Below are 24,240 nucleotides of genomic sequence, written 5' to 3'. Positions count from 1 at the left end.
AACGTCCGGTCATGCCGGGCACCACGTGGCACTATTGTCCGATGAACGATTCCCCTGTCGAGTCCGAGCGCATCCCGTTCGGGCTGCTCTGCCCTGAGATCATCGAGAGTGTGCCGCCGAGGTTCTTCCCCACCGCCGTGTGGGGGTATTTCGAGACGGAGAACGCGGACGGGGAGACCGGGTGGATCGAGCGCACCTCCGACGGGGCGTCGTACGCGACGATCCTCTCGCAGATCTCGGGCTTCCTCGTCGAAACCGAAGCCGCGAATGCGTGGGTCGACGACGAAGTGCCGGTCGATGACGATGATGCGGATGACCCTGACGTTCCCATCGCGCCGGTGTCCAGCGGTGACGTCCTCGTCGCAGAGGCCTCTGCGGCGCTGTCGAACCTCATGGTGTACCCGTTCCCTGACGGGCACGAGGCCACCGGCCGCTACGTCGCCCTCATCTGCGATGACGATCCGTTCGAGTCCGGCAACGTCGAACTCCTCACCGAGGACGTCAGCAGCGATCTCGTCGAGGGGCTGCTCCGGGTGGCTCGGGCGCGGTTCGCCGAGACGTTCTCGTTCAGTCCGTTCGATGACGACGACGAGGAATCGGAGGACAACGAGGGCAGCGCGGACTCGCCCGTGACGTCCCTGCCGGACGTGACGACGTTCGGCGAGCTCTTCGCCGGCTGGGTGTTCCTGCCGCTGCCGGAGGACGCCGATGTCAGCGCCGTCTGGTCGCTCCTCCTCGCCACCGACTCGGACGGCGGCATCCAGCGGTACACCCGGCGCACGCCCCTGCTCGATGAGAATGTCCTCGCGGGTGCCCTGGCACGGATGACCTTCGAGGTCGAGGCGCGACTCCTCGACAGCTTCGACGATGACGACGACCCCACGCGTCTGATGCGGGAGACACTGCCCGAACTCAGCTCCCTCGTCCCCGACGACTCACCGACGCGTCCGCTCGATCCGCGGGTCGCCACGCTCGCCACTCGGGCCCTGCCCGCCGGCGAGACCCCGATCGCCGCGAGTCTCCTCCTCTTCGGCACCGATCGTCTCGGGTCGAGCACCGTCCTCTGCGACTGGGTGACGACACCGGATGCGGTCGCGATCGGCGATGAGGAGTTCGACGGCTTCGAAGAGCTCGGCCTCCTCCGCTCGGCTCTGCGCGACCTTCTCCAGAACGGCCTCGGCGAGTTCTGACCGGTGTGACCAATCCTCCGGATCCTCCGACGAGCACCGGCCGAAGCTTTGACGCTTTCGGCGTATTCTTCAACCGGGGAGCGTTAGCATCAGTCGTGTGGTGACCACCCGGCAGACAGTTCTCTGGCAGCTAGTCAGGAGTATCCGCGGCGTCCGTCCCGGCAACCGCGCCGTCATCGCCGTCGATGGGGTCGATGGTGCGGGGAAGACGATGCTTGCCGACGAGCTCGAGGAGCTCGCCGCGGAGGACGACGGGCGGCGCCTGGCGAATCTCAGCATCGATGGGTTCCATTTCCCGAAGGCACGTCGATACGCGCAAGGGATGGGCCCGGAATCGTTCTACCGTGACTCGTACGACTATGACGCGTTCGTCGACTCCGTCATCTCTCCATTCCGCGCAGGCGAGTCGCCCGTCCGGGCGATCTGGGATGTCGACGCTGATGAACCAATGCCAACGACACGGCTGTCTCTGCCAGCCGATTGCGTGCTCATCGTCGACGGCATCTTCCTCCACCGCCCCGAGCTGCGCGAACTCTGGGACGCCAGCATCTGGATCGACGTCCCCTTCGACGTATCCGTCCCGCGCGGCAGCGAACGCTTCACCGGAGACCACGATCCCGACCCGGAAGGTGCCTCGAACCATCGCTACGTCGGAGGACAACGCCTCTACTTCGAGGAGTGCGCTCCCTGGGAGAGAGCGACCTGGGTCATTGACAACACCGACCTCACCCGACCGCGGTTGCGCTCCACGCGCCACCCCGATCCCGACATGAGAGACTGAAGCCATGAGCACTGAGCTGGATGTCGCTGTCGTCGGATCGGGTCCCAACGGTTTGGCCGCCGCCGTGACGATGGCCAGGGCGGGACTGTCCGTCGAGGTCTTCGAGGCCCAGCCGACGATCGGCGGCGGAGCGCGCACCCTCGACCTCGGGCTCGCACCGGGCATCACGAACGACATCTGCTCGGCCGTCCACCCGCTCGCGATCGCCAGCCCCTTCTTCGTCGACTTCGACCTGCGCGCCCGCGGCCTGAAGTTCACCACCCCGGAGATCTCCTACGCCCAACCGCTCGACGGGCAGCCCGCCGCGCTGGCGTTCCACGATCTCGCGACGACGGTCGACCACCTCGGCGACGCCGGCCCGGAATGGGACCGGTTCTTCCGTCCCCTCCTCGAGCGCGTCGACGACACGATCTGGCTCTCCCTCGGCGACAAGCGTTCGATTCCCCCGACCCTGCGCGATGTCGACGGGGTCGCGAACATCGTGAAGTTCGGGATGCGGCTGCTCTCGCAGGCGAGTCCCGCGTGGAACATTCCGCTCTCCCACGAGACCACGCAGGCGCTCTTCACCGGTGTCGGCTCCCACGCGATCGGCCCCCTGCCGGGCATGGGCACCGCGGCCACGGCGACGATGCTCGCGACGATCGCCCACGCCGGCGGCTGGCCCTCCCCGATCGGCGGGTCGCAGGCGATCACCGACGAACTCGTCGCCGACCTCGAAGCCCACGGCGGCAGGGTCACCGCCGACGCCCGGATCAGCCACGTCTCCGATATGCCCGCGGCCCGCGCCTACATCCTCGACACCTCGGCGCTGAATGCCGCCCAGATCTTCTCCGGCCTCCTGCCCGCCCACGTCGACCGCGCCCTGCGGGCGTTCAAACACGGCAACGCCGCGGCGAAGGTCGACTTCGTGCTGGGCGGCCCCGTCCCCTGGGCCGACCCGAACGTCGCCCGCGCCGGCACCGTCCACCTCGGCGGCACCCGGGCGCAGATGGCCGAGGCCGAGGGCGACGTCGTCGCCGGCCGCATGCCTGCCCACCCCGTCTGCCTCGTCTCCGACCCGACGGTCTTCGACCCCTCCCGCGAGGTGAACGGACTGCGGCCGCTGTGGACGTACTGCCACGTCCCCTTCGACTGCCCGATCGACCCCGCCGACTACATCATCAGGCAGCTCGAGCGCTTCGCCCCCGGCTTCCGCGACACGATCGTCGACTACCGATCGGTGCCCGCCTCTCAGATGGCCGAGCACAACCAGAACTACCAGGGCGGGGACATCGCCACCGGCATCATCACGTTCTACCGCATGCTCGCCCGCCCGCGGACGAACTGGGACAACTACAGCCTCGGCGTGCCCGGCGCGTACCTCTGCTCCGCGGCCACCCCACCGGCCCCCGGCGTCCACGGCATGAACGGCTGGTTCGCCGCCCAGCGCGCGCTCAAGCACCGCTTCGGCATCGACGAGACCCCGAGCCTCGCCCCGGAGACCGTCACCCGGTAGCCGCGCCGGCGACGACCGCACCCCCGCACCACCGACAACTGCCCCTGCCCTTCCAACGACTCTGACTCTGCCCATCCCCGCACGTTAGGCACCGCATGAGCCATCCGCCCCAGCCGCACATCCCGCCAAGCCCACAGCCCCACCCACACCCCGCTCCCCCACCGACCGCGGCACCGCCTCGGCGCGCATTCGCCCCCGACCTCGCCCGCGGCTTCATGCTCTGCCTCATCGGGATCGCCAATGTCTCGACCTACCTGTGGGGCACGTCGGGCGTCAACTCCCTGTCCGGCCATCCGCCGAGCGACTCTGCCCTCGACGTCGTGCTGTCCGTGCTCACGATCCTCTTCGTCGACGGCAGCATCTACCCGATGTTCGCGTTCCTCTTCGGCTACGGCATCGTCCAGTTCGCCCGCAACCGCACCGCCGCCGGCGACAGCCCCCAGTCGGTCACGCGGATGCTCCTGCACCGCCACCTCTGGCTCGTCATCTTCGGCTTCGTCCACGCCGCGCTCCTCTTCGGCGGCGACATCCTCGGCGCGTACGGCCTGTGCGGGCTCGTCCTCGGCTACCTCATCGTCAACGCGCGCGACCGCATCCTCACCATCACCGTGTGGGTGCTCACCGGCGTCCTCGTCCTCTTCATCCTCGCCCAGATCGGGTTCGTCGCACTGGCGCTGGCCTTGGGAGGCGGGGCCGGCACCGAGGTGGCCGCTGAGTCCGATGGGGAGGACTTCGTCGCCGCCAACGCGATCCTCAGCAGCATGCTCACCCAGGGTGCTGACGAACCGAACTACCTGATGACCATCGGCATCCGCCTCCTCGTCTGGGTGATGGCGACCGTGCTCGGCATGCTCGCGCTCACCGTGCCCATTGCCATCATCCTCGGCGGACTCGCCGCCCGGCATTGGTGGATCGAACCGCGACCGGCGGTGCCGGGGATTGCACCCGACGCCGAGGCGGTCCGCCGTCCCCGTCTCGGCCTCGTCGCCGCGATCGGCATTCCCGTCGGTGTCCTCGGTGCGCTGCCCCGGGCTCTCGCGTACCTCGGCTGGGTGCCGGAGGACGCGGCGTTCGTACAGCTCTTCGGCGGTCTCGGCGCCCTCACCGGCGCCTGCGCCGGCATCGGGTACGCGGCTCTGTTCGGCCTCATCGGGCTGCGCGTCCAGAACCGCCCGCCGAGACTGCTGCTGCCCGTGGCCTACCTCGGCAAACGCTCGCTGAGCTTCTACCTGCTCCAGTCGGTGGTCTTCGCCCCGCTGCTCGCCGCGTGGGGTGTCGGCCTCGGTGAAACGTGGAACACGACCCCGGCGTTCCTCCTCGCCATCGGCGTGTGGCTCGTCTCGCTCGGCCTCGCGACGTGGTTGGAGAGGAAGAATGCGAAAGGCCCCGCCGAGGTGGTGCTGCGCCGGCTCACCTACGGACGGTGAGGCCGGCGCCGGGGTCGGCGTCGCGGAACGGCGCCGGTGACCACGGCCACCGCCCCGACGACGAGCGCGGCACCGAGGAGCTGGTCGCGTCCGTACCTCTCTCCGAGGACGATCGCCGCTGCCGCCAGAGCGAGCACCGGCTGAAGGAGGAGAAGACTCGCTGTCACGCTCGCCGACAGTCGCGCGCTGCCGTGGTGGATGAACAGCCAGGCCGCGACCTGCCCGACGAGGGCGAGGACGATGAGAAGGCCCCACGACCTCGGTGAGATCCCGGAGAACTGCAGTCCGCCGGAGAACTGGGCGATGCCCGCCGAGGTAAGGGCGGCCGCCCCGGTCGCCCAGGTGAGCGGCTGGAGCGCAAGGCGCGCACCGGTCCCCGTCGCCCGGCGGTTGAGGAAGAGGTAGGTTCCGTAGCCGAGCCCGGCGAGAAGACCGAGGAGCACGCCATCGATGCGGATCCCGCCGGGTCCCGGTCCGCCGATCGTTTCGCCGCCGCTGCCGCCCAGGCCGCTGACGAGGCCGACGCCGACGAGCATGAGCGGCACCGCAACGAGGAATCGCCGCCGCGGGCGTTCGCGATCGATGAGGAACGCGAGCAGCGGGAGCACGATGACCTGGATGTTGATGAGCACTGTCGACACTCCGGCGCCGACGAGGAAGATCGACGCCGTCCACGCGCTGTAGTCGATGCCGAGGGCCACCCCCGCCGCGATCGACCACGCGATGCCCCGGGCCGTGAGCCGAGTCTTGCGGCGCCCCTCCCACAGGGCGAGGGGAATGAGCGGGACGATGGCGATCGCACAGCGCAGCACTGCCGTCGTCGCCGCGTCGATGCCGGCAAGCTTGACCACGACCGCCGAGACGGACAGGCAGACCGCGCCGCTGAGCACCGCGGCAACCGCCCAGCCGGTGCCGCGAGCCGACTCAGTGTCTGCCTGGGCCGACGGTGCCCCGTTGTCGTTCATGATTCGACACTAGGCTCATTGACTGATCAGCACTACTTCTCATTCATTACCTAGGATGATAGGAATTTCTTAGTAGTCGAACTATCGACGCGAACGGACTGAGGCGAAGGGGACGACCGATGGATCTCGAGTGGAGCCGCCTGCGGATCCTCGACGCGGTGGCGCGCACCGGATCGGTCACGCACGCCGCCGAGATGCTCCACCTCACCGGGCCTGCCGTCTCCCAGCAGCTGCGTCGGATCGAGGCGGAGATCGGCCGACCGGTCGTCGTCGCCGCTGGGCGGGGAGTCAAGCTCACCGACGCGGGACGCCTCCTGGCCGACTGCGCGGCCCAGGTCGCCGAGCTGACCCAGCAAGCGAAGAACGATCTTGATGACGGCGCCGATCTCTCGGGCACGGTGCGGATCGGGGCGATCGCCTCGGCGATTCGCGGCTTCCTCACACCTGAGCTGGTCGCCCTGCGAACGGTGCACCCCGGTGTCGTCGTCACCCTCGAGGACGGGGAGACCGATGCCCACCTCGACCGGTTGACGCGCGGGAGTCTCGATCTCGTCATCGCCGAATCGTGGGGCGCGGCCCCGCTGCCCCTGCCGGCCGGTGTCACCGCCGCCGTGCTGTTCCGCGAGCGCGGCTACCTCGCGCTGCCCGCCGACCATCCTGCGTCCGCACACGCGACCGTCGACATCCGCGATGTCGCCGACGAGGTCTGGTCGACCTGCGCACGGGACTCCCGCGACCACGCGGCGCTCGTGCAGATCGCCCGCGCCGCCGGGGTCGATCCGGTCATCCGACACTTCGTCGCCGACCCTCACACGCAGAAGACGCTCGTTGCACAGGGGCTGGGGCTCGCCTGCCTGCCCTTCAGCTCTCCCCCGGCCGATGCGGAGGACATCGTCTACCGCCGGCTTACCCCTGCCGCCCATCGTGACATCACCCTTCTCACCCACGACTGCACCCCGAGCCGTGCCGTCGCCGCAGTCAGAGATGCCCTACTCGACGGCGGGAGTGCACTGCCGCGCTGAACGAGCCTCAGACGCGCGGCGTGACTCGGTCTCGGACCCGACACCAGCTACGGGGCCGGCCGATTCCGGCACGATGGGCACGGGATCGGGCACCGCCTCGGCGATCGTCCCCTTGGCTGCCCGCAGTCCGGCACCTGCCCGCTGCCCGGCACCTGCCCGCAGCCCCGCGCCGAGGACGCCGATGATGACGAGTGCTGCCCCGCAGAGCTCGCCGACGGTCACGGTCTCCCCGAAGACGAACCATGCCGCGCTCATGCCGACGATGGGCACGAGCATCGAGAACGGTGCGACGACGCCGGCGGGGTTGCGCGAGAGCAGCCACGACCACACGCCTGACCCGATGACCGTGGCGATGACGACGGTGTAGACGAGCCCGGCGATGCCGAGCAGACCGGTCGGCGTCGCCAGCGTCGTCAGAGAGGCCCCGATCCGGTCAGGGCCTTCGACGAGCAGGGCGAGGAGGAGCATGGGCACGGGCGGGACGACCGACATCCACATCGTGAACTTCACGGGCTCGACCGAATGCGCCTGCCGGTTGCAGATGTTGCCGATCGCCCAGCCGAAGGCGCCGGCGAGCGTGAGGAGGAACGGCAGGAAGCTCGCGCTCGAGTCGAGCCGCTGCCACCCGACGACACCGAGTCCGGCCATCGCGAGCAGGAGGAACGCCATCTGCGAGCCGCGCACCCGCTCCCGCAGCACCGTCATCCCGAGGAGGACGGTGAATGGCCCCGAAGCCTGGAGGACGAGGGAGGCGAGTCCGGCGGGCATGCCGGCGGCCATCGCCCAGTAGAGGAACGCGAACTGGAGGATGCCGAAGCCGAGCCCGTAGCCGAGGATCCACCGGAACCGCACCCGCGGCATGGGAACGAAGAGGAGTGCGGGAATCGCGAGGAGGGAGAAGCGCAGCGCGACGAGGAAGAACGGCGGGAACTGGTCGAGGGAGAGGTCGATCGCGAGGAAGTTCAGTCCCCACATCACGGCCACCGAGGCGGCGAGGAGACAGTGTCGGAACGTCATGACTCCATTCTTGGCCGGCTCATTCATGAGCACAATCGCAAAGATCTGAACTGTCCTTGTAGCATTGCTTCATGGTCATCGACCCGCGGCACCTCGAGCTCCTCCGCCTCCTCGATGAGCGCGGCAGCGTCACCGAGGTCGCGCGCGTCACGCACCGCACCCCCTCGGCGGTCTCCCAGCAGCTGCGGCAGGCGACCCGGGAGCTCGGGCACGCCCTCGTCGAACCGGCCGGACGCGGACTCGCGCTCACCCCGGCGGGGCGGCTGCTCGCCGCGGGCGGACGCGACCTCGCCCGAACGCTCGCACGCGTGCAGGCGGACTGGGAGGGCCACCTCGGCGAGCCCGTCGGGGAGATCACCCTCGCCGGCCTCCCGAGCGCGCTCACCTACCTCCTGCCCGACGCCCTGCGCGAACTCCACCGGACGCACCCGGGTCTGCGGTTGCGGACCTCGGATGTCGACCTCGCCGAACACGAGTTCGCGGCCCTGACCAGTGATGTCGACATCGTCATCGCCCACAGCCTCGTCTCCGACCGCCCGGCCGGCACGGACGGACTCACCGTCGTGCCGCTCGCGCAGGAGCCGATCGACGTCGCGATGGCCACGGCCCACCCGCTCGCCGGGAGGACCGAGCTCACCCCGGACGATGTCGTCGACTGGCCGTGGGTCGGGGTGCCGCACGGGTACCCGTTCAACTCGGTGCTGCTCTCCCTCGCCCACGTCACCGGCCGCGACCTCGACGTCGTCCAGCGCATCCGCGACAACCGGCTCATCGAGGCGATCGTCGCCTCGAGCGATCAGCTCGCCCTCCTCCCCCGGTTCACGACGCCGCGGGACGCCGGGCTCACCCTCGTCCCGCTGTCGGGGGTGACGACGATGCGCTGGGTCGTCGCCGTCATGCGCCCGGACACCGCCGAACGCGTCGCGGTCAGGCGCGTGCTCGACGCGCTGACGCGAAGCGACGAGGGACGAGCTTCTCCAGAGGCAGGAACGCCGCCCAGCAGATGACGGTCGGGAGGAAGTGGATCCCGAGCGCGAAGTACGTCATGAGGTGGAAGAGGCAGAAGAAGGCGACGATGAAGTAGATCGCCTTGCCCTTGACGAACAGCGCGACCGGCGAGAGGAACTCGAAGACGAGCGTCGCCCACTGGGCGGCGATGAGGAGTCCCGGCATCTCGAGGAACGGCTTCGACCATTCCGCCCCGCGGCGCATGAGCGCCCAGATGATGACCGCGCCGTTGGCCCAGTCGGTGATGTCGCCGGACGCGATCCACTTCATGAGCACCGAGTAGAAGTACGTGAGGACGACGGAGATCTGGACGACCCGCAGCGCCCAGCCTGCCTTCGCCGAGGTGGTCCCCACCTCCCGGAACCTCGCGACGCCGACCGTGGGGAGGACGACGGCGGCGATGACGAGCGCCATGTGATCGTGGGCGACGTACCCGTAGCCCTGCGTGTAGAACATCCACGCCCCGAAGGTGATCGCGACGATGATCCCGCTCGTGCGCTGGAGGATCCCGATCGCGGCGAGCACGCAGAAGGTGATGATGAGGGCGAGCAGGATCTGCGCGCCGAGGACGCTCACCGGTGGGATGCCGAGCACCCGGGCCAGCCACAGCGGCTGGTAGAGCTCGGGCGTCCACCCGTGCGGGATGACGTCACCGGAGATCGTGAGGACGTCGATGATGATGAAGACGTAGATGATGAAGCGGAACACCGCGACCCGCGCCAGCGGCACCTGCGGCATGAACCAGCGGAGGAAGGCATTGCGGTGGTCGGGCAGGGTCGGCGACAGAGTCCCGGCGGTCGTCGCGGTCGTGGTCGAGGAGGCCATGGTCACTGCACCTCCCACGTCGCGAGGGTCCGGGTCACAGGTTCGCCGACGCTGCGGCCGTTGTCGAGCTGCGTCGTGTCACGGCAGAGGATCATCTCCTCGGGCTCGGGCTGACCGGGATGGAGCCGGATGTAGGAGTCGGCGAGCGTCTGGAGCAGCTCGGGATTGTCGATGACCCGCTGCAGCTGGGACTCGACGTCACCGCGCTCGATGCCGACGGTGGCCGTGTTGAACGCGAGCCGGGTCGGTTCGTCCTCACCGGGGAACCGGGCGGCGATGCACGTCGAGTTGACCTCGCCGTTGAGATCCTTCGCCGTCGCATACTGGGTGAGGGAGCCGAGCGGGAAGAAGTCGTTCGTGTTGAGGAACTGCCCCGCCGTGAGGATGACGAGGGCGACCGCGGTCACCGCGATCCGCCACCCCGTCCCGATCCGCGACAGCGGTGCCCTCGCCGAGGCGGTCGCGGGCTCGGGTGCGTCAGCGGGCCCGGTCGCGTCAGCGGGCTCGGGTGCGTCAGCGGGTTCAGTCGCGCTGCCCGGCGGGGTGTTCGTGAGGAGTCGGCGCTTCTTCTCGTCCATGTGCTGCGGGGCTCATCCTCTCGTGCCGCGGTCGGTCGCCCGGTCCGGCACTCTGGGTGCGCGGACGGTCTGCTCAGACGATGCCGGGGCGGACACCTCGGCGATCTCGGAGACAATCGTAGCGTCCCGCACCAGCATCGACGCTCAGCAAGCGGCGCACCGGTGGCCGGAGGGTGGCCTTCTCAGCAAGTGAGGGGGGCGGTCACGAACCGCGGGCGTAGAGGTTGAGCTGCTCCCACGCCGCGGCGTACTTCTGGAACGCCGCGGTCGCGGACTCGATGTCGTCGTTGCTCAGCGCCGTCACCCACGAGTCGACGAGCTCCGGGCCCTCGTTCGGCCACAGCACCTCGCTCATCCCGCCGAGGTCGAGTTCGAGGATCGAGTTCATGTCGAAGCTGTCGATCCACTGCGCGAGCACCCCGGTCTGCTCGACCATGTCGACGACCTTCGACTTCTCCGCGATGGTCTCCGCGGCCCACTCCATGCGCGCCGAGGCGGCGAGGATGTCGGTGCGGATGAGCACCCGCATCCCGGCCTCGGTCTCCTCGGTGATGACCTGGTCCTCCCCGAGGGAGAAGAAGAGCCACCATGCCGGGGGCACGTCCCAGGCCGAGACCCGGGTGAAGATGCGAGTGTCCTTCGTGTCCTGGAGCCACTCGGCGCGGTGGCCGGCCGCCCGCCGTCGGGCGGACTTCGGGGCGATGATGTCAAGGGTCGCCTTCGACGTGTGCTCGGTCAGCGACTCGAGCGCCTCCCACCCGCGGATGTCCTCCTGGGTGGGGCTGAAGCGGTCCACCCCGTCCGGGGTCTGAGACGCCGGGAGGAAGATCGGGGTGTTGCGGAACGACTCGGCCACCGGGTTCGGGGGAAGCGAGATCAAGCGCTGATCCGCGTCCGCCGCCACCTGCGCTTCGATGCGCGCACGGTTGTCCTCGACCTGCCTGTCTTGCAATTCGGAATGAACCACCGTGGGTTCGAAGATCCGCAGGGAGACGAGATATTCGCGACTGTAGGACATGGGTTCAGCCTATCCAAGGTCGCTTCCCGAAATGGAACTTCCCACCGCGAACAGGTAGGATTTAAGCGCATAGCAGAGATCTAGTCTGGGGCGAGCTGCCCCACATGACGACGGAGGGGGTCACGCCAGTGGGTCGCGGCCGCGCAAAGGCAAAGCAGATCAAGGTAGCTCGGAAGCTCAAGTACTACAGCCCCGACACTGATCTCAATCGTCTCCAACAGGAACTTGGCACGGACTCCCATGAGTCCTCCTCAACCGACGCCTATGACGACGAACCCGATTACTCGGAGTACGCGGACAAGTACAACGTCGACGACGAAGACGGCGACGACGAGTACACGGAGCGCCGCTCCTGAGCTGACCCCAGACGCATGAGGAGGGGCGGAGACGTGAAGTCTCCGCCCCTCCTCATGTGTCTCAGCGGATCATGTGTCTCAGCGGAGGATCGCGGCCCCGCCGTCGACGCCCTTGGCGCCCTGGACGTAGTCGAGCTCCCCGGACAGCGAACCGTCATCGGAGCGCACCTCACCGAGGATCCACGATCCCGGGCTCGCCGCGAGCACCTCGTCGACGCGATCGGCGGCGGTGACGAGCACCATGCCGACACCGAGGTTCCACGTCCGCTCGCGGTCCGCGCGCGGCACCCCGCCGAGGTCGCCGAGGACGGTGAAGACCGGGGGGATCTCCCACGAGTCCCGTGACATCGTCGCGACGAGACCGGGCGGCAGCACCCGGGCGATGTTCGCCGACAGGCCTCCGCCGGTGACGTGGGAGACGGCGTGGACGGCACCCGGCAGCGCCGTGAAGAGGGCGTTGAGTTCGCCCGTGTAGACATGCGTGGGAACGAGGAGCTCCTCGCCGAGGCTGCGCGAGAACTCCGGGACCTCCCGGCCCAGGTCCCAGCCCGCCTCGGCGATGATGTGCCTGACGAGGGAGTACCCGTTGGAGTGGATGCCCGAGGACGGCAGCGCGATGAGGACGTCACCGGCCTCGACCTTGTCGGGTCCGAGCAGCTTGTCGGCATCGACGACGCCCGTGGCGGCCCCGGCGACATCGTATTCGTCGACGCCGAGGAGGCCAGGGTGCTCCGCGGTCTCACCGCCGACGAGGGCGACATCGGCCTGCGCACACGCTTCGGCGATGCCGCGGACGATGTCGGCGATGCGCTCGGCCACGACCTTGCCGCACGCGATGTAGTCGGTCATGAACAGCGGCTTCGCCCCGCACACGATGATGTCGTCGACGACCATGCCGACGAGGTCGAAGCCGATCGTGTCGTGCTTGTCCAGCGCCTGGGCGATCGCGACCTTCGTGCCGACGCCGTCGGTCGACGAGGCGAGCAGCGGGCGCTCGTAGTCCTTGAGCACGGAGACGTCGAAGAGGCCCGCGAAGCCGCCGACCCCGCCGATGACGTTGGCGTTGTGGGTCGCGGCGACCGCTGACTTCATGAGCTCGACGGCCCTGTCGCCGGCCTCGACATCGACGCCGGCGGCGGCGTAGGTCGTCGTCTTCGCGGTGTCGGTCTCGTCTGGGCTCAACTCAGCATCCTTTGTCGGCGGGGGTGGTGTTGACGGGAATCGGGTACTCGCCGGAGAAGCACGCGGTGCACAGCTGGCTGCGCTCCTGCTTCGTCGCCTCGATCATCCCGTCGAGCGAGATGTAGCCGAGCGAGTCCGCACCGAGCGAGGTGCAGATCTCCTCGGTGCTCAGGCCGTTGGCGATGAGTTCGGCCCGGGTGGCGAAGTCGATGCCGTAGTAGCACGGCCACTTCACGGGCGGAGACGAGATGCGGATGTGGATCTCCTTGGCACCGGCCTCCCGGAGCATCCGCACAAGCGCACGCTGCGTGTTGCCGCGCACGATCGAGTCGTCGACGACGACGAGGCGCTTGCCCTCGATGTTCTCGCGGATCGGGTTGAGCTTGAGGCGGATGCCGAGCTCCCGCAGCGTCTGCGAGGGCTGGATGAACGTCCGGCCGACATACGCGTTCTTCATCAGTCCCTGGCCGAACGGGATGCCCGACTCCTCGGCGTAGCCGACGGCGGCGGGGGTGCCCGACTCCGGGGTGGCGATGACGAGATCGGCCTCGACGGGGAACTCCTGGGCGAGCTTGCGCCCCATCTCCGTGCGGGCGCCGTGGACGATCTGCCCGTCGAGGACGCTGTCGGGGCGGGCGAGGTAGACGTACTCGAAGACGCAGCGGGCCGGCTTCGCCTCGGCGAAGCGGAACGAGCGCAGCCCGTCCTCGTCGATGGCGATGAGCTCACCGGGTTCGACGTCGCGCACATGCGAGGCGCCGACGATGTCGAGGGCCGCAGTCTCCGAGGCGACGACCCAGCCGTTGGACAGCCGGCCCAGCGACAGCGGGCGGACCCCCTGCGGGTCGCGGGCGGCGTAGAGGGTGTTCTCGTCCATGAAGACGAGTGAGAACGCCCCGTCGACTTCGCAGAGCAGCTTGAGCGCGGCGTCGGTGAGGTCCTCGCCCTGTTCGGTCGCGAAGAGCTCGGTGACGAGTGAGGTGTCGTTCGAGGAGTCGCGGAAGGCGCGGGTGCGACTGCGCTTCTTCGTCGCCTCGGCGACGACCTTGTTCGCGTGGTCGCGGCGGGAGTCGGCGAGCTGCTCGAGCTCGTCGAAGTTCGTCAGGTTGCCGTTGTGGGCGAGCGCGACGGTGCCGAAGGGGGTGGGGCCGAGCGTCGGCTGCGCGTTCTCGAACGACGGCGATCCCGTCGTCGAGTAGCGGGTGTGGCCGACGGCGATGTGGCCCTGGAGGAGTTCGAGGTCGCGTTCGTGGAACACCTGCGAGACGAGGCCCATGTCCCGGTAGACGAGGATCTGGTTGCCGTTGCTCGCGGCGATGCCCGCGGACTCCTGCCCGCGGTGCTGGAGGGCGTAGAGCCCGAAGTAGGTGAGTTTGGCGATCTCCTCGCCCGGAGCCCAGACTCCGAATACCCCACAGGCATCCTGCGGTCCGCGGTCCAGGGGGTCGATTTCGTGGGTCAGCTGCCCGTCTCCTCTTGCCACGGAAAGAATTGTCTCACACGCGCGCGAAGGGGCTGACGGCCGCCTCAGGCCCCGGTCGTTGGGCGGGTGGAGCCGCCCTGGTCACCGGTGGTGCGCCGGTCGTCGGCAAGGGGTTCGGCAGGGGTCGCGGACGACGGTTCGGCAGGGGTCTCCGCGGCCGCCTCGGCGGGGATCTCCTCACCCCGCATCTCAGCGATCCGACGCTGGGCGATGACCTTCGGATCATCGACGAGGTCGATCTGCGCCTCGACCCGGTACTCGCGGGCCCGCTTGCGCCCCCGCCAGTCGAGGATGAGGGCGACGAGGCCGCCGACGAAGAGACCGCCGACGCCGAGGACGACGAGGAGCAGACCCGCGCCCTTGGCCACCGTGTACTCGGCGGGGACCTCGCTGGGGTCGATGACCAGGGTGAGCAGTCCCGCGAGGAGGACGCCGGCGATCGCACCGGCGGCCATGAATGCCGCGAACTTGGGGCTGCGACGCACCGAGACGTCGATCTGGTCCTTCATGATCTCCTTGGGGCAAGGTCAGCGAGTTCGATCGGCTCCAGTCTAGACGAGGCCCCGCAGACCCGCTCCCAGACAATCCCACAGCGACCGACTCTTCCCATAGACTGGCAGGAGGACACGGATGGGCTCTCACACACAGGGGTGGACATGTCACACACGATCATCGTCGGAATCGACGGTTCCGCCAACAGCCGCTGCGCCCTCGAATGGGCGATCGAGCACGCCAAGCTCACCGGTGCCCAGCTGCGCCTCGTCGCCGCCTACACCGTGCCCGGCATGAACATGAGCCGCGCCGACATCGTCTACCCGGCCGACTTCGACAACTCCGTCAAGGACTCGACCCGGCAGCTCTGCGAGTCCGCCGCCGAGGTGGCCCGGCAGGCGGGTGTGCCCGTGACGACGATCGTCGCCGTCGGTGACGCCTCGGGAGTCCTCATCGACAGCTCGTCGACGGCCGATCTCGCCGTCGTCGGGGCCCGCGGACACGGCGGGTTCTCCGGTCGGCTGCTCGGCTCGGTCGCGCTCGCGATGCCCGCGCACGCCCACAGCCCCACCGTCGTCATCCCGAGCACGTGGCCCGATCGTCCCGCCGCCGACGAGCACCAGCCGATCGACCAGCCGGTGCGCACCTCGCAGGACGGTCCCCGGGTCGATGCCTCGCAGGACTCGAAGGAGCGCCCCGACTTCACCGGTCAGATCGTCGCCGGCGTCGACCCGTTCGACACCGACAGCCCCGTGCTCCGGGAGGCCGCGGTCCAGGCGCAGCTCTACGGCAAGCCGCTCCACATCGTCGGCGTCACCGCCGCGCACATCCTCTCCCCCGAGTGGCTGCCGAGCGAAGAGCACCTGACGAAGCTCTACGACGAGGCGGCCGCGGCCGACGAACTCGCCGTGGCGACCCTGCGCGACGAGTTCCCCGACCTCGACATCCGCTGGTCAGTCTTCGATGCCCCGGCCACCGAGGTGCTCGTGTCCGCGTCGCAGACCGCCGACCAGATGATCATCGGCTCCCGGGGGCGCGGCGGCTTCGTCGCGACCCTCCTCGGGTCGACCTCGCAGGGCGTGCTCGCCCACTCGCTCTGCCCGACCCGAGTCGTCCGGGTGGGGCGGCGGACGAAGGCGGACAAGCACCCGAAGGCCGCCCAGGGCTGAGACCCTCGCCTGCGCTCAGCCGAGGGCGATGCTGCGCTCAGCCGAGGGCGATGAGTCCGATGCCGCCGACGACGATGACGGCGCCGGTGAGCTTCGCGGCGATGTTCCGCTCCCCGAAGAGCCACCACGCGAGCAGAGTGCCGATGATGATCGAGGTCTCCCGCACGGGCGCGACGAGGGCGACGGGCGCGGACTGCATCGCGTAGAGGACGAGGAGATAGGCCAGGGGTGAGAGCACCGCGACGGTGACGAGCGCCCACCGATGCTCCCCGACGACGGCCCGGAGGTCGGCGCGTCTGGCGCGGCCGCCGGGCAGCGTGACGAGACCGGCGCCCATGAGACCGGCGACGACGGCCTCGGAGACGGCGAAGTAGAGCAGCGGCGAGGTCGTCACGTGGTTGACGGCGAAGTCGTCCCACAGCGTGTACCCGGCGATGAATGTCCCGATGAGGGCACCCCACGCGAGACCGCGGGCCACCCCGCCGGACGGTTGAGCCCCGCCGGACGGGTCGACGCCGCCACGCGGCCGCACGGTGACGACGGCGATGCCGGCGAGCACGGTGAGCGCCCCGATGATCTCGACGGCGCTCAGCCGCTCCCCGAGGACGGTGACGGCGACGATGATCGTGAGCACCGGCCCGATGCCGCGGGCGCTCGGGTAGACGACGCCGAGAGGCGCATGATCGTAGCCTGCCTGCAGCGACACCGAGTACCCGATGTGGAGGAGTGCGCTGAGCAGGGCCGCGGCGAGCAGGCTCCCGTCGATCGACTGACGACCGGAGGCGATGAGCCAGATCGCGACCGGGGCGAGGAGAAGCGCACTGAGGCCGTGGTAGGCGAGGACGAACGCGTAGCCACGGCCGGCCACCGTCTTCGCCGCGAGGTTCCACAGAGCGTGCGCGACCGCGGCCCCGAGGACGAGCGCGAGGACTCCCGGCGTCAACTGCGCCCGCAGTGCCGTGAGGTGGGCAGAGCCCGCGCGGGCAGGGCCGCTACGAACAGAGCCATTCAGAGCTTGACGACGACGGTCTTCGTCTGCGTGTACTCGTCGAGGGCCTCCATCGACTTCTCGCGACCGTAGCCGGACTTCTTGAACCCGCCGAAGGGCAGTTCGACTCCCCCACCGGCCCCGTAGGTATTGACGAAGACCTGCCCGGCCTCCACCTCGGCGGCGAGCCGATGCGCCCGGGACAGGCTCTGGGTCCACAGCGCGGAGACGAGCCCGTAGTCGGTTCCGTTGGCCAGGGCCACCGCCTCATCGTCGTCGGCGAAGGTCATCGCGACGACGACGGGGCCGAACACCTCCTGCTGGGCGATCGTCGACCCCGGGGCGACGTTGTCGACGATCGTCGGGGCGATGAACGCGCCGCCTTCCAGGTCGGCGGCGAGCCCGGTCGGGCGGGAGCCGCCGGTGACGATGCGGGCGGCGCCGACGTCGGAGAGGAAGCCCTCGACGCGCTCCTGCTGCCGGGTCGAGATGAGCGGGCCGAGCATCGGGTCGTCGAGGCCGTGGCCGATCGTCACCTCGGCCAGTGCCGCCGCCGTCTTCTCGATGACCTCGGCGTGGATGTCCTGGTGGACGAGGAGGCGGGATCCGGCCGAGCACGTCTGTCCGGCGTTCTGGATGATCGAGCGCACGAGGGAGGGGATCGCCTCGTCGACGTCGGCGTCGGCGAAGACGAGGTTCGCGGACTTGCCGCCGAGTTCGAGGACGGTGGGCACGACGCGATCCGCGGCGGCGTGGGCGATCTGCGCACCCACCTGCGTCGACCCGACGAACCCGAGGTGCGCGATGCCGGGATGCTGTGCGAGGGCCGCACCCGCCTCGGCGCCGAGGCCGGTGACGACGTTGAAGGCGCCCGCGGGGAAGCCGACGGAGTGGATGAGCTCGGCCAGCCGCACGGTCGAGCGCGGCGTCTCATCGGCGGGTTTGGCCACCGCGCAGTTGCCGGTGGCGAGGCTCGTCGCCGCGGCCCGGCCGATGAGCTGGAGCGGGTAGTTCCACGCGACGATGTGCCCGGTCACCCCGTAGGGCTCACGGCGGGTGTACGCGTGCATGTCGTCGCTCAGCGGGATCGTCTGCCCGTGGTAGGCCTCGATCGTGTGCCCGTAGAACTCGAAGTAGCGAGCGCACACGTCGACGTCCGCATAGGCCTGGGTGAGCGGTTTGCCCGTGTCCTCGGATTCGATCCGGGCGAGCTCGTCGCGGTGGGCGCCGATCGCCGCGGCCGTGGCGACGAGGAGGCGGGAGCGTTGCTCGGGACTCGAGCGCCGCCACTCCCGCTGGGCCTTCGCCGCGGCCGTCACCGCTCGATCGATCTCCTCGGCCCCACCCCGGGAGACATCGCCGAGGTGGTCGCCGGTGGCCGGGTCGATGTTCGCGTACGTCGTCAGGGAGGGCACATGTCGGCCGCCGATGAACGAGGTCGTCTGGGTGATCTGCGCACTCATCGGGGTCCCTCCAGGTCCGCGGTCGTGAACAGCGGCACGTAGCCGCTGAGATCCGCGCGTGTGCCCGAGGCATCGACCGTGCCGGCGGCGAGCGCCTCGGCGAAGCCGACCCGTCCGGTGACGAGGCCGAGCCACACCTCGGCGGAGGTCTCGACGACATTGGGCGGGGTGCCGCGGGTGTGCCGGGGGCCGGGAATGCACTGGGTGACCCCGAAGGGCGGCACGCGGACTTCGACGCTGTTGCCCTCGGCGCGGGAGGCGAGCTCCTCGAGGGTGAAGCGCACCGCGGTCGCCACCGTCGTCCGGTCCGCCGGCGCGCCGTCGGCATCGCCCTGGGCCACCCACATCTCGAGTGCGCGTCGTCCCTGTTCAGGGTCTATTCGTCGTCGAATCGCCATCGTCAGAACCTCGCTCCTTCAGCTGCATCTTCGCTCACCCGCACGGTGCCGACCACAGCTGTCCGCCCCTCGGAATCCGTGCCGCCGGTGACGGGGTCGGTGATCGCCGCCGCCACCTCGGCGAGGTCGGCCGCGGCGATGTCGGACAGCGCCCCGACCCGGTCGAGCAGGGTGAGGGCGACGAGCCCCGTGGCCCGTGAGGACCCGTCGAGGCATTTGAGCGCCACGGCGTGACCGTCGCGGGTGGCCATGACGATGACCCCTTCGGCGCCGCCCTTGGCGAAGACTCCGAGGTGGTCGATGACCGTCGTGTTCGGTCGCTCGTGCCCTTCGATCGCCCACGGGTCGGCGAAGACCGCGTCGGTGATCGTCCGAGAGTCCGCGTCGGCGCCGGGGCCGACGACCCGGCCGATGGCGCGGGCGAGGCCGGTGAGGCTGAGCGCGAACACAGGCGCCCCGCACCCGTCGACGCCGACCGCGGCGGGGGTCTCGCCGGCGAAGTCGGCGACCACCTCGGCGACGCACTGCTGCACGGGATGGGACGGGTCGAGGTAGGTCGCGGTGTCGGCGTCCTGGGCGCGGGCGGCGAGCAGGAACGCGGCGTGCTTGCCCGAGCAGTTGAAGTGCACCGGAGAGCGGGGATCGCCGGCCGCGGCGAGGCTGCGGCGGTAGGCCCCGTCGGCGGGATGGACGGACGGGCACCGGAGGTCGGCGGCGCTGAGGCCACCGGAGGCGAGCATCTCCTCGACGACGGCGACGTGTCCGGCCTCGGAGCGGTGGGAGGCGGTGGCGAGAGCGGCAGCCGGACCTGCCAGCTGCGCGCCGAGGGAGAGCGCGGCGCGCGCCTGGAGCGGTTTGAGGCTCGAGCGGGTGAACACCGGGGCCTGCGGGGCGCCCAGGCGGAGGAGTTCGTCGCCGTCGGGGCCGACGACGACGGCGGACCCGATGTGGCGTGACTCGACGAATCCGCTGCGTTCGACGACGGCGAGGCAGGCCGCCTCGGCGGGCGTGAAGGTGGAGAGACTCACGCACTCAAGCGTACGACCTTATAGGCTGGTCGTGTGAAGGTTCTCGTCATCGGGTCGGGCTCCCGCGAACACGCCCTCGTCCTTGCTCTCAGCCGCGACCCCCAGGTCGACGCCGTCATCGCCGCCCCCGGGAATCCGGGGATCGCGGCGATTGCGCACACCGCGGACGTCGACGCCTCCGATGCCGCCGAGGTGACCGCGCTGGCCGAGCGCCTCGACGTCGATCTCGTCGTCGTCGGACCCGAGGCCCCGCTCGTCGCCGGTGTCGCCGACGCCCTGCGGGAGGCCTCGTTCCCCGTGTTCGGTCCGAGCGCGGCCGCCGCGCACCTCGAGGGGTCGAAGGCGTTCGCGAAGGAGATCATGGAGGCTGCTGGCGTGCCGACGGCCCGGACCGTCGTCGCCTACACCCTCGACGAGGCGGCCGCTGCCCTCGACGACTTCGGCGCCCCCTTCGTCGTGAAGGCCGACGGTCTCGCCGCGGGCAAGGGCGTCGTCGTCACCGACGACCGGGAGGCAGCGCTCGCCCACGCCCGCTCGTGCCTCGAGGTCTCCGACCGCGTCGTCATCGAGGACTACCTCGACGGCCCCGAGGTCTCCCTCTTCGTCCTCTGCGACGGCACCCGGACGGTCCCCCTGGCCCCGGCACAGGACTTCAAGCGCATCGGCGACGGCGACACCGGACCGAACACCGGCGGCATGGGCGCCTACTCGCCGCTGCCGTGGGCGCCTGCGGGTATGGTCGACGACATCGTCACCACCGTCGCCCAGCCGGTCGTCGATGAGATGGCCCGCCGCGGCACCCCGTTCTCCGGCCTCCTCTACTGCGGTCTCGCGCTGACCTCGAAGGGCCTGCGCGTCGTCGAGTTCAACGTCCGCTTCGGCGACCCCGAGACCCAGTCCGTCCTCGCCCGCCTGAGGACCCCGCTCGGGCAGACGCTGCTCGCCGCCGCCGAGGGCCGTCTCGACGAGGTCGGGGAGCTCGACTGGGATCCGCGCACCTCGGTGACCGTCGTCATGGCCGCCGAGAACTACCCCGACCGGCCGACGACCGGGGACATCATCCGCGGTCTCGACGCCGCCGATGCGCGCGAGGGCATCGATGTCCTCCACGCCGGCACGGCGCTCGCGACAGGGCCCGGCGCCGGGTACGCGCCGGAGGACACGATCATCACCGAGGACGTCGCCGAGACCGGGGACATCGTCACCGCGGGCGGGCGGGTCCTCTCCGTCGTCGCGCTCGGAACCGACCTCGACGAGGCGCGGGCCCGGGCGTATGCCGCGGTCGCTGAGATCTCGTGGGACGGTGAGCAGCACCGCCATGACATCGCCGAGGCGGCCGCCCGGGGACGGATCGCGCTCGCTCCCATCTACGGGGGTGCCGTTGCGTCGTCGGATGCCGCTCCTGCCGCGGGCAAAGCCCCTTCTGCAGGCCTCGACGCGGACGCCCCGACGCTGCCCGGGTGGACGCACGCGTACTCGGGCAAGGTCCGCGACCTCTACATCCCCGAGGACGCCGCGGACATCGCCTCGGCCGACCGCCTCCTCATGGTCGCCTCCGACCGGATCTCGGCCTACGACTGGGTGCTCGATTCGGAGATCCCCGACAAGGGCCGCGTGCTCACGGGCCTGAGCCTGTGGTGGTTCGACCAGCTCGCTGACGTCATCGGCAACCACGTCATCAGCTCCGCTGTCCCCGACGCGGTGCGCGGACGCGGACTCATCGTGCGCAACCTCGCGATGATCCCCGTCGAGGCCGTCGCCCGCGGGTACCTCACGGGCTCAGGGCTCACCGACTACCGGGCGACCGGCGCCGTGTGCGGAGTCGCCCTGCCCGCCGGGCTCGACGAGGCCGACCGGCTCGAACCGGCGATCTTCACCCCGGCGACGAAGGCCGCGCTCGGCGACCACGACGAGAACGTCTCCTTCGACGAGGTCGCCGAGACCATCGGCGAGGAGCAGGCGAGCGCGATCCGCGACCTCACCCTCGAGATCTACCGGCGCGCCGAGATCATCGCCCGGGAGCGGGGCATCGTGCTCGCCGACACGAAGTTCGAGTTCGGAACCCTGCCCGACGGCACGATCGTCCTCGCCGACGAAGTGCTCACTCCCGACTCCTCGCGCTTCTGGGACGCCGACAGCTACGCCCCGGGCACCGCACAGGCGAGCTTCGACAAGCAGTTCGTCCGCGACTGGCTGACGACGGAGTCCGGCTGGGACCGGGCGTCGGACACTCCCCCGCCGGCTCTGCCCGCGGAGGTCGTCGAGAAGACCCGCGCACGCTACATCGAGGCCTTCGAAACGCTCACCGGCGAGACCTTCCCCGCCTGAGCCCGACTTCAGGGCGCAGAGTGTCGACCGCGGCGCGCGCGGTCGACACTCTGCGTCCTGAAGTCTGTTGAGGGGCGGTTCGCGGCCGCCTCGCCGGCCCACGCGGCGCCGGAGCTGCGCGGTGCCACTGGTTTCGCAGGTGTTCGGCGCGGACCGTCACTGTTCACAGCGGGCGCCTTGTCTCGCACAACGGATCTAGTAGACCTCACCATCGAAATCCGTTACAGTGATCGGCAACAGTGATCCGTGCCACACGTTCCGTCGGCATCGGGTCGACACGCACAAGGCGGGAATCGATATGCATGCACTACTGGAACGGCGAACACCACGAGGGACGCGGAGCACCGTTCACCCTCACCAATCCCGCCACCGGTGAGACGACCGGCGAGTACGCACTCGCCGACGCCGCCGATGTCCGCGACGCCGTCGCCGCGGCGAAAGCCGCCTACCCCGGCTTCAAGGCGCTGACGCCCGGCGAACGCGCCGAGCTCCTGCTGCGCCTCGCCGAGGAACTCGAGAAGCGCAGTGACGAGATCGCCGCGCTCGAATCGCAGCAGACCGGCAAGTCGATCCGCCTCGCCACCGAATTCGACGTCCCGGGCTCGATCGACAACGCGCGCTTCTTCGCCGGAGCCGCCCGACAGCTGACCGGGCTGTCGGCGGGCACGTACTGGGAGCAGTCGACGTCGATGATCCGCCGCGAGCCCCTCGGCGTCATCGGCTCGATCGCCCCATGGAACTACCCGCTGCAGATGGCGGCATGGAAGATCCTGCCCGCCGTGGCGGCGGGCAACACGATCGTGCTCAAGACCTCGGAGATGACGCCGGGCACCTCGCTCATCCTCGCCGAGGCGGCCACCGCAGCGGGCTTCCCGCCCGGGGTCATCAACGTCATCGCCGGTGACGGCCGGGAGGCGGGCGAAACCCTCGTCACCCACCCCGACGTCGTCATGACCTCCTTCACCGGGTCGACACCGGTCGGCCGGCGGATCATGGAGCTCGCCGCCGCCAAGGGCAGCCGCGTCCACCTCGAGCTCGGCGGCAAGGCCCCGCTCGTCGTCTTCGCCGATGCCGACATCGAGGCAGCCGCCCGCGGCGCCGTGGCCGGTTCGCTCATCAACTCCGGGCAGGACTGCACCGCTGCGACCCGGGCGATCGTCGCCGCCGAGCACTTCGAGGCGTTCACCGACCGGGTCGTCGAGCTCATGGGCGGCGTCCGCCTCGGCGATCCCGCCGACCCGGCCACGGACATGGGCTCGCTCATCTCACTCCCCCACCGCGACCGGGTCGCCGCCATGGTCGCCCGCGCCGGGGACCATGGGGCGACGATCCGCACCGGCGGGACGATCCCGACGACGAACCACCTCGGCGAGGATCTGCCCGGGACCCCGGAGACGACCGCGTACTACGCGCCGACGCTCATCACCGGCATCGGCACCGACGCCGAGGTGTGGCGCGAGGAGATCTTCGGACCTGTGCTCGTCGCAGTCCCCTTCGACACCGATGACGAGGCGATCGCGCTGGCCAACGACACCCCGTACGGTCTCGCGGCGAGCGCGTGGACGCGGTCGACGAACCGCACCCTGCGGGCGGCCGCGGACATCGAGGCCGGCTGCGTGTGGATCAACGAGCACATCCCCATCGTCTCCGACATGCCCCACGGCGGGTACAAGGCCTCGGGGTTCGGCAAGGACATGAGCCAGTACTCGTTCGACGAGTACACCCAGATCAAACACGTCTTCGTCGACCAGCATGAGGATCCGCATCACGCGTGGCAGGACACGATCTTCACGACGTGATGGACACCCCGGGCACCGGCAGCCGATCCTGCCCGCCCGGATCACCGGCGCGCCTGGGTCCCCCAGCCAGCACTGACCGCCGACCTCGCGGACGGCATCGTCGCCTGCGCCCCCATGGGGTGTGACACTTCTCGTAGACAGTCGTTACCAGGAAGGCACGACAGGGAATCATGTCTACGAATCGCAGGACGTTCACGCCGGAGTTCAAAGCCGACGCGGTCCAGTTGG

General features: G+C 69.8%; 22 protein-coding genes. 10 read left to right on the top strand and 12 right to left on the bottom strand.

Translation table 11 applies throughout. The features are described from left to right. The first annotated feature begins 41 nt into the window (after positions 1-41). From FFS20_RS10780 to FFS20_RS10765, 4 genes are all read left to right on the top strand, one after another. Complete coding sequence (locus tag FFS20_RS10780; protein WP_137825852.1) at positions 42-1,190, top strand: hypothetical protein; 1,149 nt, start codon at positions 42-44, stop codon at positions 1,188-1,190. Between the two features lie 100 nt (positions 1,191-1,290). Further along, positions 1,291-1,971 (top strand): uridine kinase, encoded by a 681-nt coding sequence (locus tag FFS20_RS10775; RefSeq protein ID WP_249356798.1) that lies wholly within the window; start codon positions 1,291-1,293, stop codon positions 1,969-1,971. Positions 1,972-1,975: 4 nt separating this feature from the next. After that, positions 1,976-3,466: an NAD(P)/FAD-dependent oxidoreductase gene (locus tag FFS20_RS10770; RefSeq protein WP_137825851.1), complete on the top strand. Its 1,491-nt coding sequence runs from the start codon at positions 1,976-1,978 to the stop codon at positions 3,464-3,466. A gap of 95 nt (positions 3,467-3,561) precedes the next feature. Next, on the top strand, positions 3,562-4,893 hold the full coding sequence (locus FFS20_RS10765; protein ID WP_137825850.1) for a DUF418 domain-containing protein: 1,332 nt from the start codon (positions 3,562-3,564) through the stop codon (positions 4,891-4,893). On the opposite strand, the gene FFS20_RS10760 is transcribed toward FFS20_RS10765, so the two are convergent. Further along, positions 4,881-5,858, bottom strand: a complete 978-nt coding sequence (locus FFS20_RS10760) for a DMT family transporter (RefSeq protein WP_137825849.1) — start codon at positions 5,856-5,858, stop codon at positions 4,881-4,883. The genes FFS20_RS10765 and FFS20_RS10760 overlap by 13 nt on opposite strands. A 119-nt stretch (positions 5,859-5,977) precedes the next feature. On the opposite strand from FFS20_RS10760, the gene FFS20_RS10755 reads away from it, so the two are divergent. After that, the gene (locus FFS20_RS10755; RefSeq protein WP_137825848.1) at positions 5,978-6,880 is read left to right on the top strand and encodes a LysR family transcriptional regulator; all 903 of its coding nucleotides are present in this window, start codon (positions 5,978-5,980) and stop codon (positions 6,878-6,880) included. Here FFS20_RS10755 and FFS20_RS10750 read toward each other — a convergent pair. Then, positions 6,848-7,897: an EamA family transporter gene (locus FFS20_RS10750; protein ID WP_137825847.1), complete on the bottom strand. Its 1,050-nt coding sequence runs from the start codon at positions 7,895-7,897 to the stop codon at positions 6,848-6,850. The two genes, FFS20_RS10755 and FFS20_RS10750, sit on opposite strands and share 33 nt — an antisense overlap. A gap of 71 nt (positions 7,898-7,968) precedes the next feature. Between FFS20_RS10750 and FFS20_RS10745 the strand changes: the two genes are divergently transcribed. Beyond that, positions 7,969-8,904: a LysR family transcriptional regulator gene (locus tag FFS20_RS10745; RefSeq protein ID WP_284711263.1), complete on the top strand. Its 936-nt coding sequence runs from the start codon at positions 7,969-7,971 to the stop codon at positions 8,902-8,904. On the opposite strand, the gene FFS20_RS10740 is transcribed toward FFS20_RS10745, so the two are convergent. From FFS20_RS10740 to FFS20_RS10730, 3 genes are all read right to left on the bottom strand, one after another. After that, the gene (locus tag FFS20_RS10740) at positions 8,825-9,730 is read right to left on the bottom strand and encodes a hypothetical protein (protein ID WP_137825846.1); all 906 of its coding nucleotides are present in this window, start codon (positions 9,728-9,730) and stop codon (positions 8,825-8,827) included. The two genes, FFS20_RS10745 and FFS20_RS10740, sit on opposite strands and share 80 nt — an antisense overlap. Positions 9,731-9,732: 2 nt before the next feature. Further along, positions 9,733-10,308 carry a hypothetical protein gene (locus tag FFS20_RS10735; RefSeq protein ID WP_137825845.1) on the bottom strand — a complete coding sequence of 192 codons (576 nt, stop codon included), beginning with the start codon at positions 10,306-10,308 and terminating at the stop codon, positions 9,733-9,735. Positions 10,309-10,510: 202 nt separating this feature from the next. Next, a complete protein-coding gene (locus FFS20_RS10730; RefSeq protein WP_137825844.1) occupies positions 10,511-11,326 on the bottom strand; it encodes a hypothetical protein in 816 nt (271 codons plus the stop codon). Between the two features lie 128 nt (positions 11,327-11,454). On the opposite strand from FFS20_RS10730, the gene FFS20_RS10725 reads away from it, so the two are divergent. Continuing rightward, the gene (locus FFS20_RS10725; protein WP_137825870.1) at positions 11,455-11,682 is read left to right on the top strand and encodes a DUF3073 domain-containing protein; all 228 of its coding nucleotides are present in this window, start codon (positions 11,455-11,457) and stop codon (positions 11,680-11,682) included. A gap of 78 nt (positions 11,683-11,760) precedes the next feature. Here the strand turns inward: FFS20_RS10725 and purM are convergent, their stop codons facing one another. Genes purM through FFS20_RS10710 form a run of 3 tightly spaced genes read right to left on the bottom strand, consistent with a single transcriptional unit; the run spans position 11,761 to position 14,856 of the window. Then, positions 11,761-12,864 carry a phosphoribosylformylglycinamidine cyclo-ligase gene (gene purM / locus FFS20_RS10720; protein ID WP_137825843.1) on the bottom strand — a complete coding sequence of 368 codons (1,104 nt, stop codon included), beginning with the start codon at positions 12,862-12,864 and terminating at the stop codon, positions 11,761-11,763. 1 nt (position 12,865) lies between these two features. Further along, positions 12,866-14,347, bottom strand: coding sequence for an amidophosphoribosyltransferase (gene purF / locus FFS20_RS10715; RefSeq protein WP_137825842.1), 1,482 nt, complete (start codon positions 14,345-14,347; stop codon positions 12,866-12,868). Positions 14,348-14,391: 44 nt separating this feature from the next. Continuing rightward, positions 14,392-14,856 carry a hypothetical protein gene (locus tag FFS20_RS10710; protein WP_137825841.1) on the bottom strand — a complete coding sequence of 155 codons (465 nt, stop codon included), beginning with the start codon at positions 14,854-14,856 and terminating at the stop codon, positions 14,392-14,394. 147 nt (positions 14,857-15,003) lie between these two features. Here FFS20_RS10710 and FFS20_RS10705 point away from each other — a divergent pair, with 147 nt between their 5' ends. Beyond that, complete coding sequence (locus tag FFS20_RS10705) at positions 15,004-16,008, top strand: universal stress protein (RefSeq protein ID WP_137825840.1); 1,005 nt, start codon at positions 15,004-15,006, stop codon at positions 16,006-16,008. A 37-nt stretch (positions 16,009-16,045) separates the two neighbouring features. Here the strand turns inward: FFS20_RS10705 and FFS20_RS10700 are convergent, their stop codons facing one another. From FFS20_RS10700 to FFS20_RS10685, 4 genes are all read right to left on the bottom strand, one after another. Next, positions 16,046-16,951: a DMT family transporter gene (locus FFS20_RS10700; RefSeq protein ID WP_137825839.1), complete on the bottom strand. Its 906-nt coding sequence runs from the start codon at positions 16,949-16,951 to the stop codon at positions 16,046-16,048. 65 nt (positions 16,952-17,016) lie between these two features. Further along, positions 17,017-18,459, bottom strand: a complete 1,443-nt coding sequence (locus tag FFS20_RS10695) for an aldehyde dehydrogenase family protein (RefSeq protein WP_137825838.1) — start codon at positions 18,457-18,459, stop codon at positions 17,017-17,019. Further along, positions 18,456-18,857: a sterol carrier family protein gene (locus FFS20_RS10690; protein ID WP_137825837.1), complete on the bottom strand. Its 402-nt coding sequence runs from the start codon at positions 18,855-18,857 to the stop codon at positions 18,456-18,458. The genes FFS20_RS10695 and FFS20_RS10690 overlap by 4 nt, the downstream gene beginning before the upstream one ends. A 2-nt stretch (positions 18,858-18,859) precedes the next feature. Then, positions 18,860-19,885, bottom strand: a complete 1,026-nt coding sequence (locus tag FFS20_RS10685) for an asparaginase (RefSeq protein WP_137825836.1) — start codon at positions 19,883-19,885, stop codon at positions 18,860-18,862. A 33-nt stretch (positions 19,886-19,918) separates the two neighbouring features. On the opposite strand from FFS20_RS10685, the gene purD reads away from it, so the two are divergent. Further along, positions 19,919-22,213: a phosphoribosylamine--glycine ligase gene (purD, locus tag FFS20_RS10680; protein ID WP_137825835.1), complete on the top strand. Its 2,295-nt coding sequence runs from the start codon at positions 19,919-19,921 to the stop codon at positions 22,211-22,213. A 302-nt stretch (positions 22,214-22,515) separates the two neighbouring features. Then, positions 22,516-24,012, top strand: a complete 1,497-nt coding sequence (locus FFS20_RS10675; protein WP_137825834.1) for an aminobutyraldehyde dehydrogenase — start codon at positions 22,516-22,518, stop codon at positions 24,010-24,012. The last annotated feature ends 228 nt before the right edge of the window (positions 24,013-24,240 follow it).

The organism is Brevibacterium sp. 2SA, from assembly GCF_005502845.1.
Taxonomy (GTDB): Bacteria; Actinomycetota; Actinomycetes; order Actinomycetales; family Brevibacteriaceae; genus Brevibacterium.
The sequence above is the reverse complement of the archived record's forward strand: the minus strand, read 5'-3'. Positions and strand labels throughout refer to the sequence as shown.

Excerpts from the sequence above, each read along its gene's own strand:
- FFS20_RS10780 (WP_137825852.1), top strand. The coding sequence starts at position 42 with ATGAACGATTCCCCTGTCGAGTCCGAGCGCATCCCGTTCGGGCTGCTC.
- FFS20_RS10770 (WP_137825851.1), top strand. The coding sequence starts at position 1,976 with ATGAGCACTGAGCTGGATGTCGCTGTCGTCGGATCGGGTCCCAACGGT.
- FFS20_RS10765 (WP_137825850.1), top strand. The coding sequence starts at position 3,562 with ATGAGCCATCCGCCCCAGCCGCACATCCCGCCAAGCCCACAGCCCCAC.
- FFS20_RS10760 (WP_137825849.1), bottom strand. The coding sequence starts at position 5,858 with ATGAACGACAACGGGGCACCGTCGGCCCAGGCAGACACTGAGTCGGCT.
- FFS20_RS10755 (WP_137825848.1), top strand. The coding sequence starts at position 5,978 with ATGGATCTCGAGTGGAGCCGCCTGCGGATCCTCGACGCGGTGGCGCGC.
- FFS20_RS10750 (WP_137825847.1), bottom strand. The coding sequence starts at position 7,897 with ATGACGTTCCGACACTGTCTCCTCGCCGCCTCGGTGGCCGTGATGTGG.
- FFS20_RS10745 (WP_284711263.1), top strand. The coding sequence starts at position 7,969 with ATGGTCATCGACCCGCGGCACCTCGAGCTCCTCCGCCTCCTCGATGAG.
- FFS20_RS10740 (WP_137825846.1), bottom strand. The coding sequence starts at position 9,730 with ATGGCCTCCTCGACCACGACCGCGACGACCGCCGGGACTCTGTCGCCG.
- FFS20_RS10735 (WP_137825845.1), bottom strand. The coding sequence starts at position 10,308 with ATGGACGAGAAGAAGCGCCGACTCCTCACGAACACCCCGCCGGGCAGC.
- FFS20_RS10730 (WP_137825844.1), bottom strand. The coding sequence starts at position 11,326 with ATGTCCTACAGTCGCGAATATCTCGTCTCCCTGCGGATCTTCGAACCC.
- FFS20_RS10710 (WP_137825841.1), bottom strand. The coding sequence starts at position 14,856 with ATGAAGGACCAGATCGACGTCTCGGTGCGTCGCAGCCCCAAGTTCGCG.
- FFS20_RS10705 (WP_137825840.1), top strand. The coding sequence starts at position 15,004 with ATGTCACACACGATCATCGTCGGAATCGACGGTTCCGCCAACAGCCGC.
- FFS20_RS10695 (WP_137825838.1), bottom strand. The coding sequence starts at position 18,459 with ATGAGTGCGCAGATCACCCAGACGACCTCGTTCATCGGCGGCCGACAT.
- FFS20_RS10690 (WP_137825837.1), bottom strand. The coding sequence starts at position 18,857 with ATGGCGATTCGACGACGAATAGACCCTGAACAGGGACGACGCGCACTC.
- FFS20_RS10675 (WP_137825834.1), top strand. The coding sequence starts at position 22,516 with ATGCACTACTGGAACGGCGAACACCACGAGGGACGCGGAGCACCGTTC.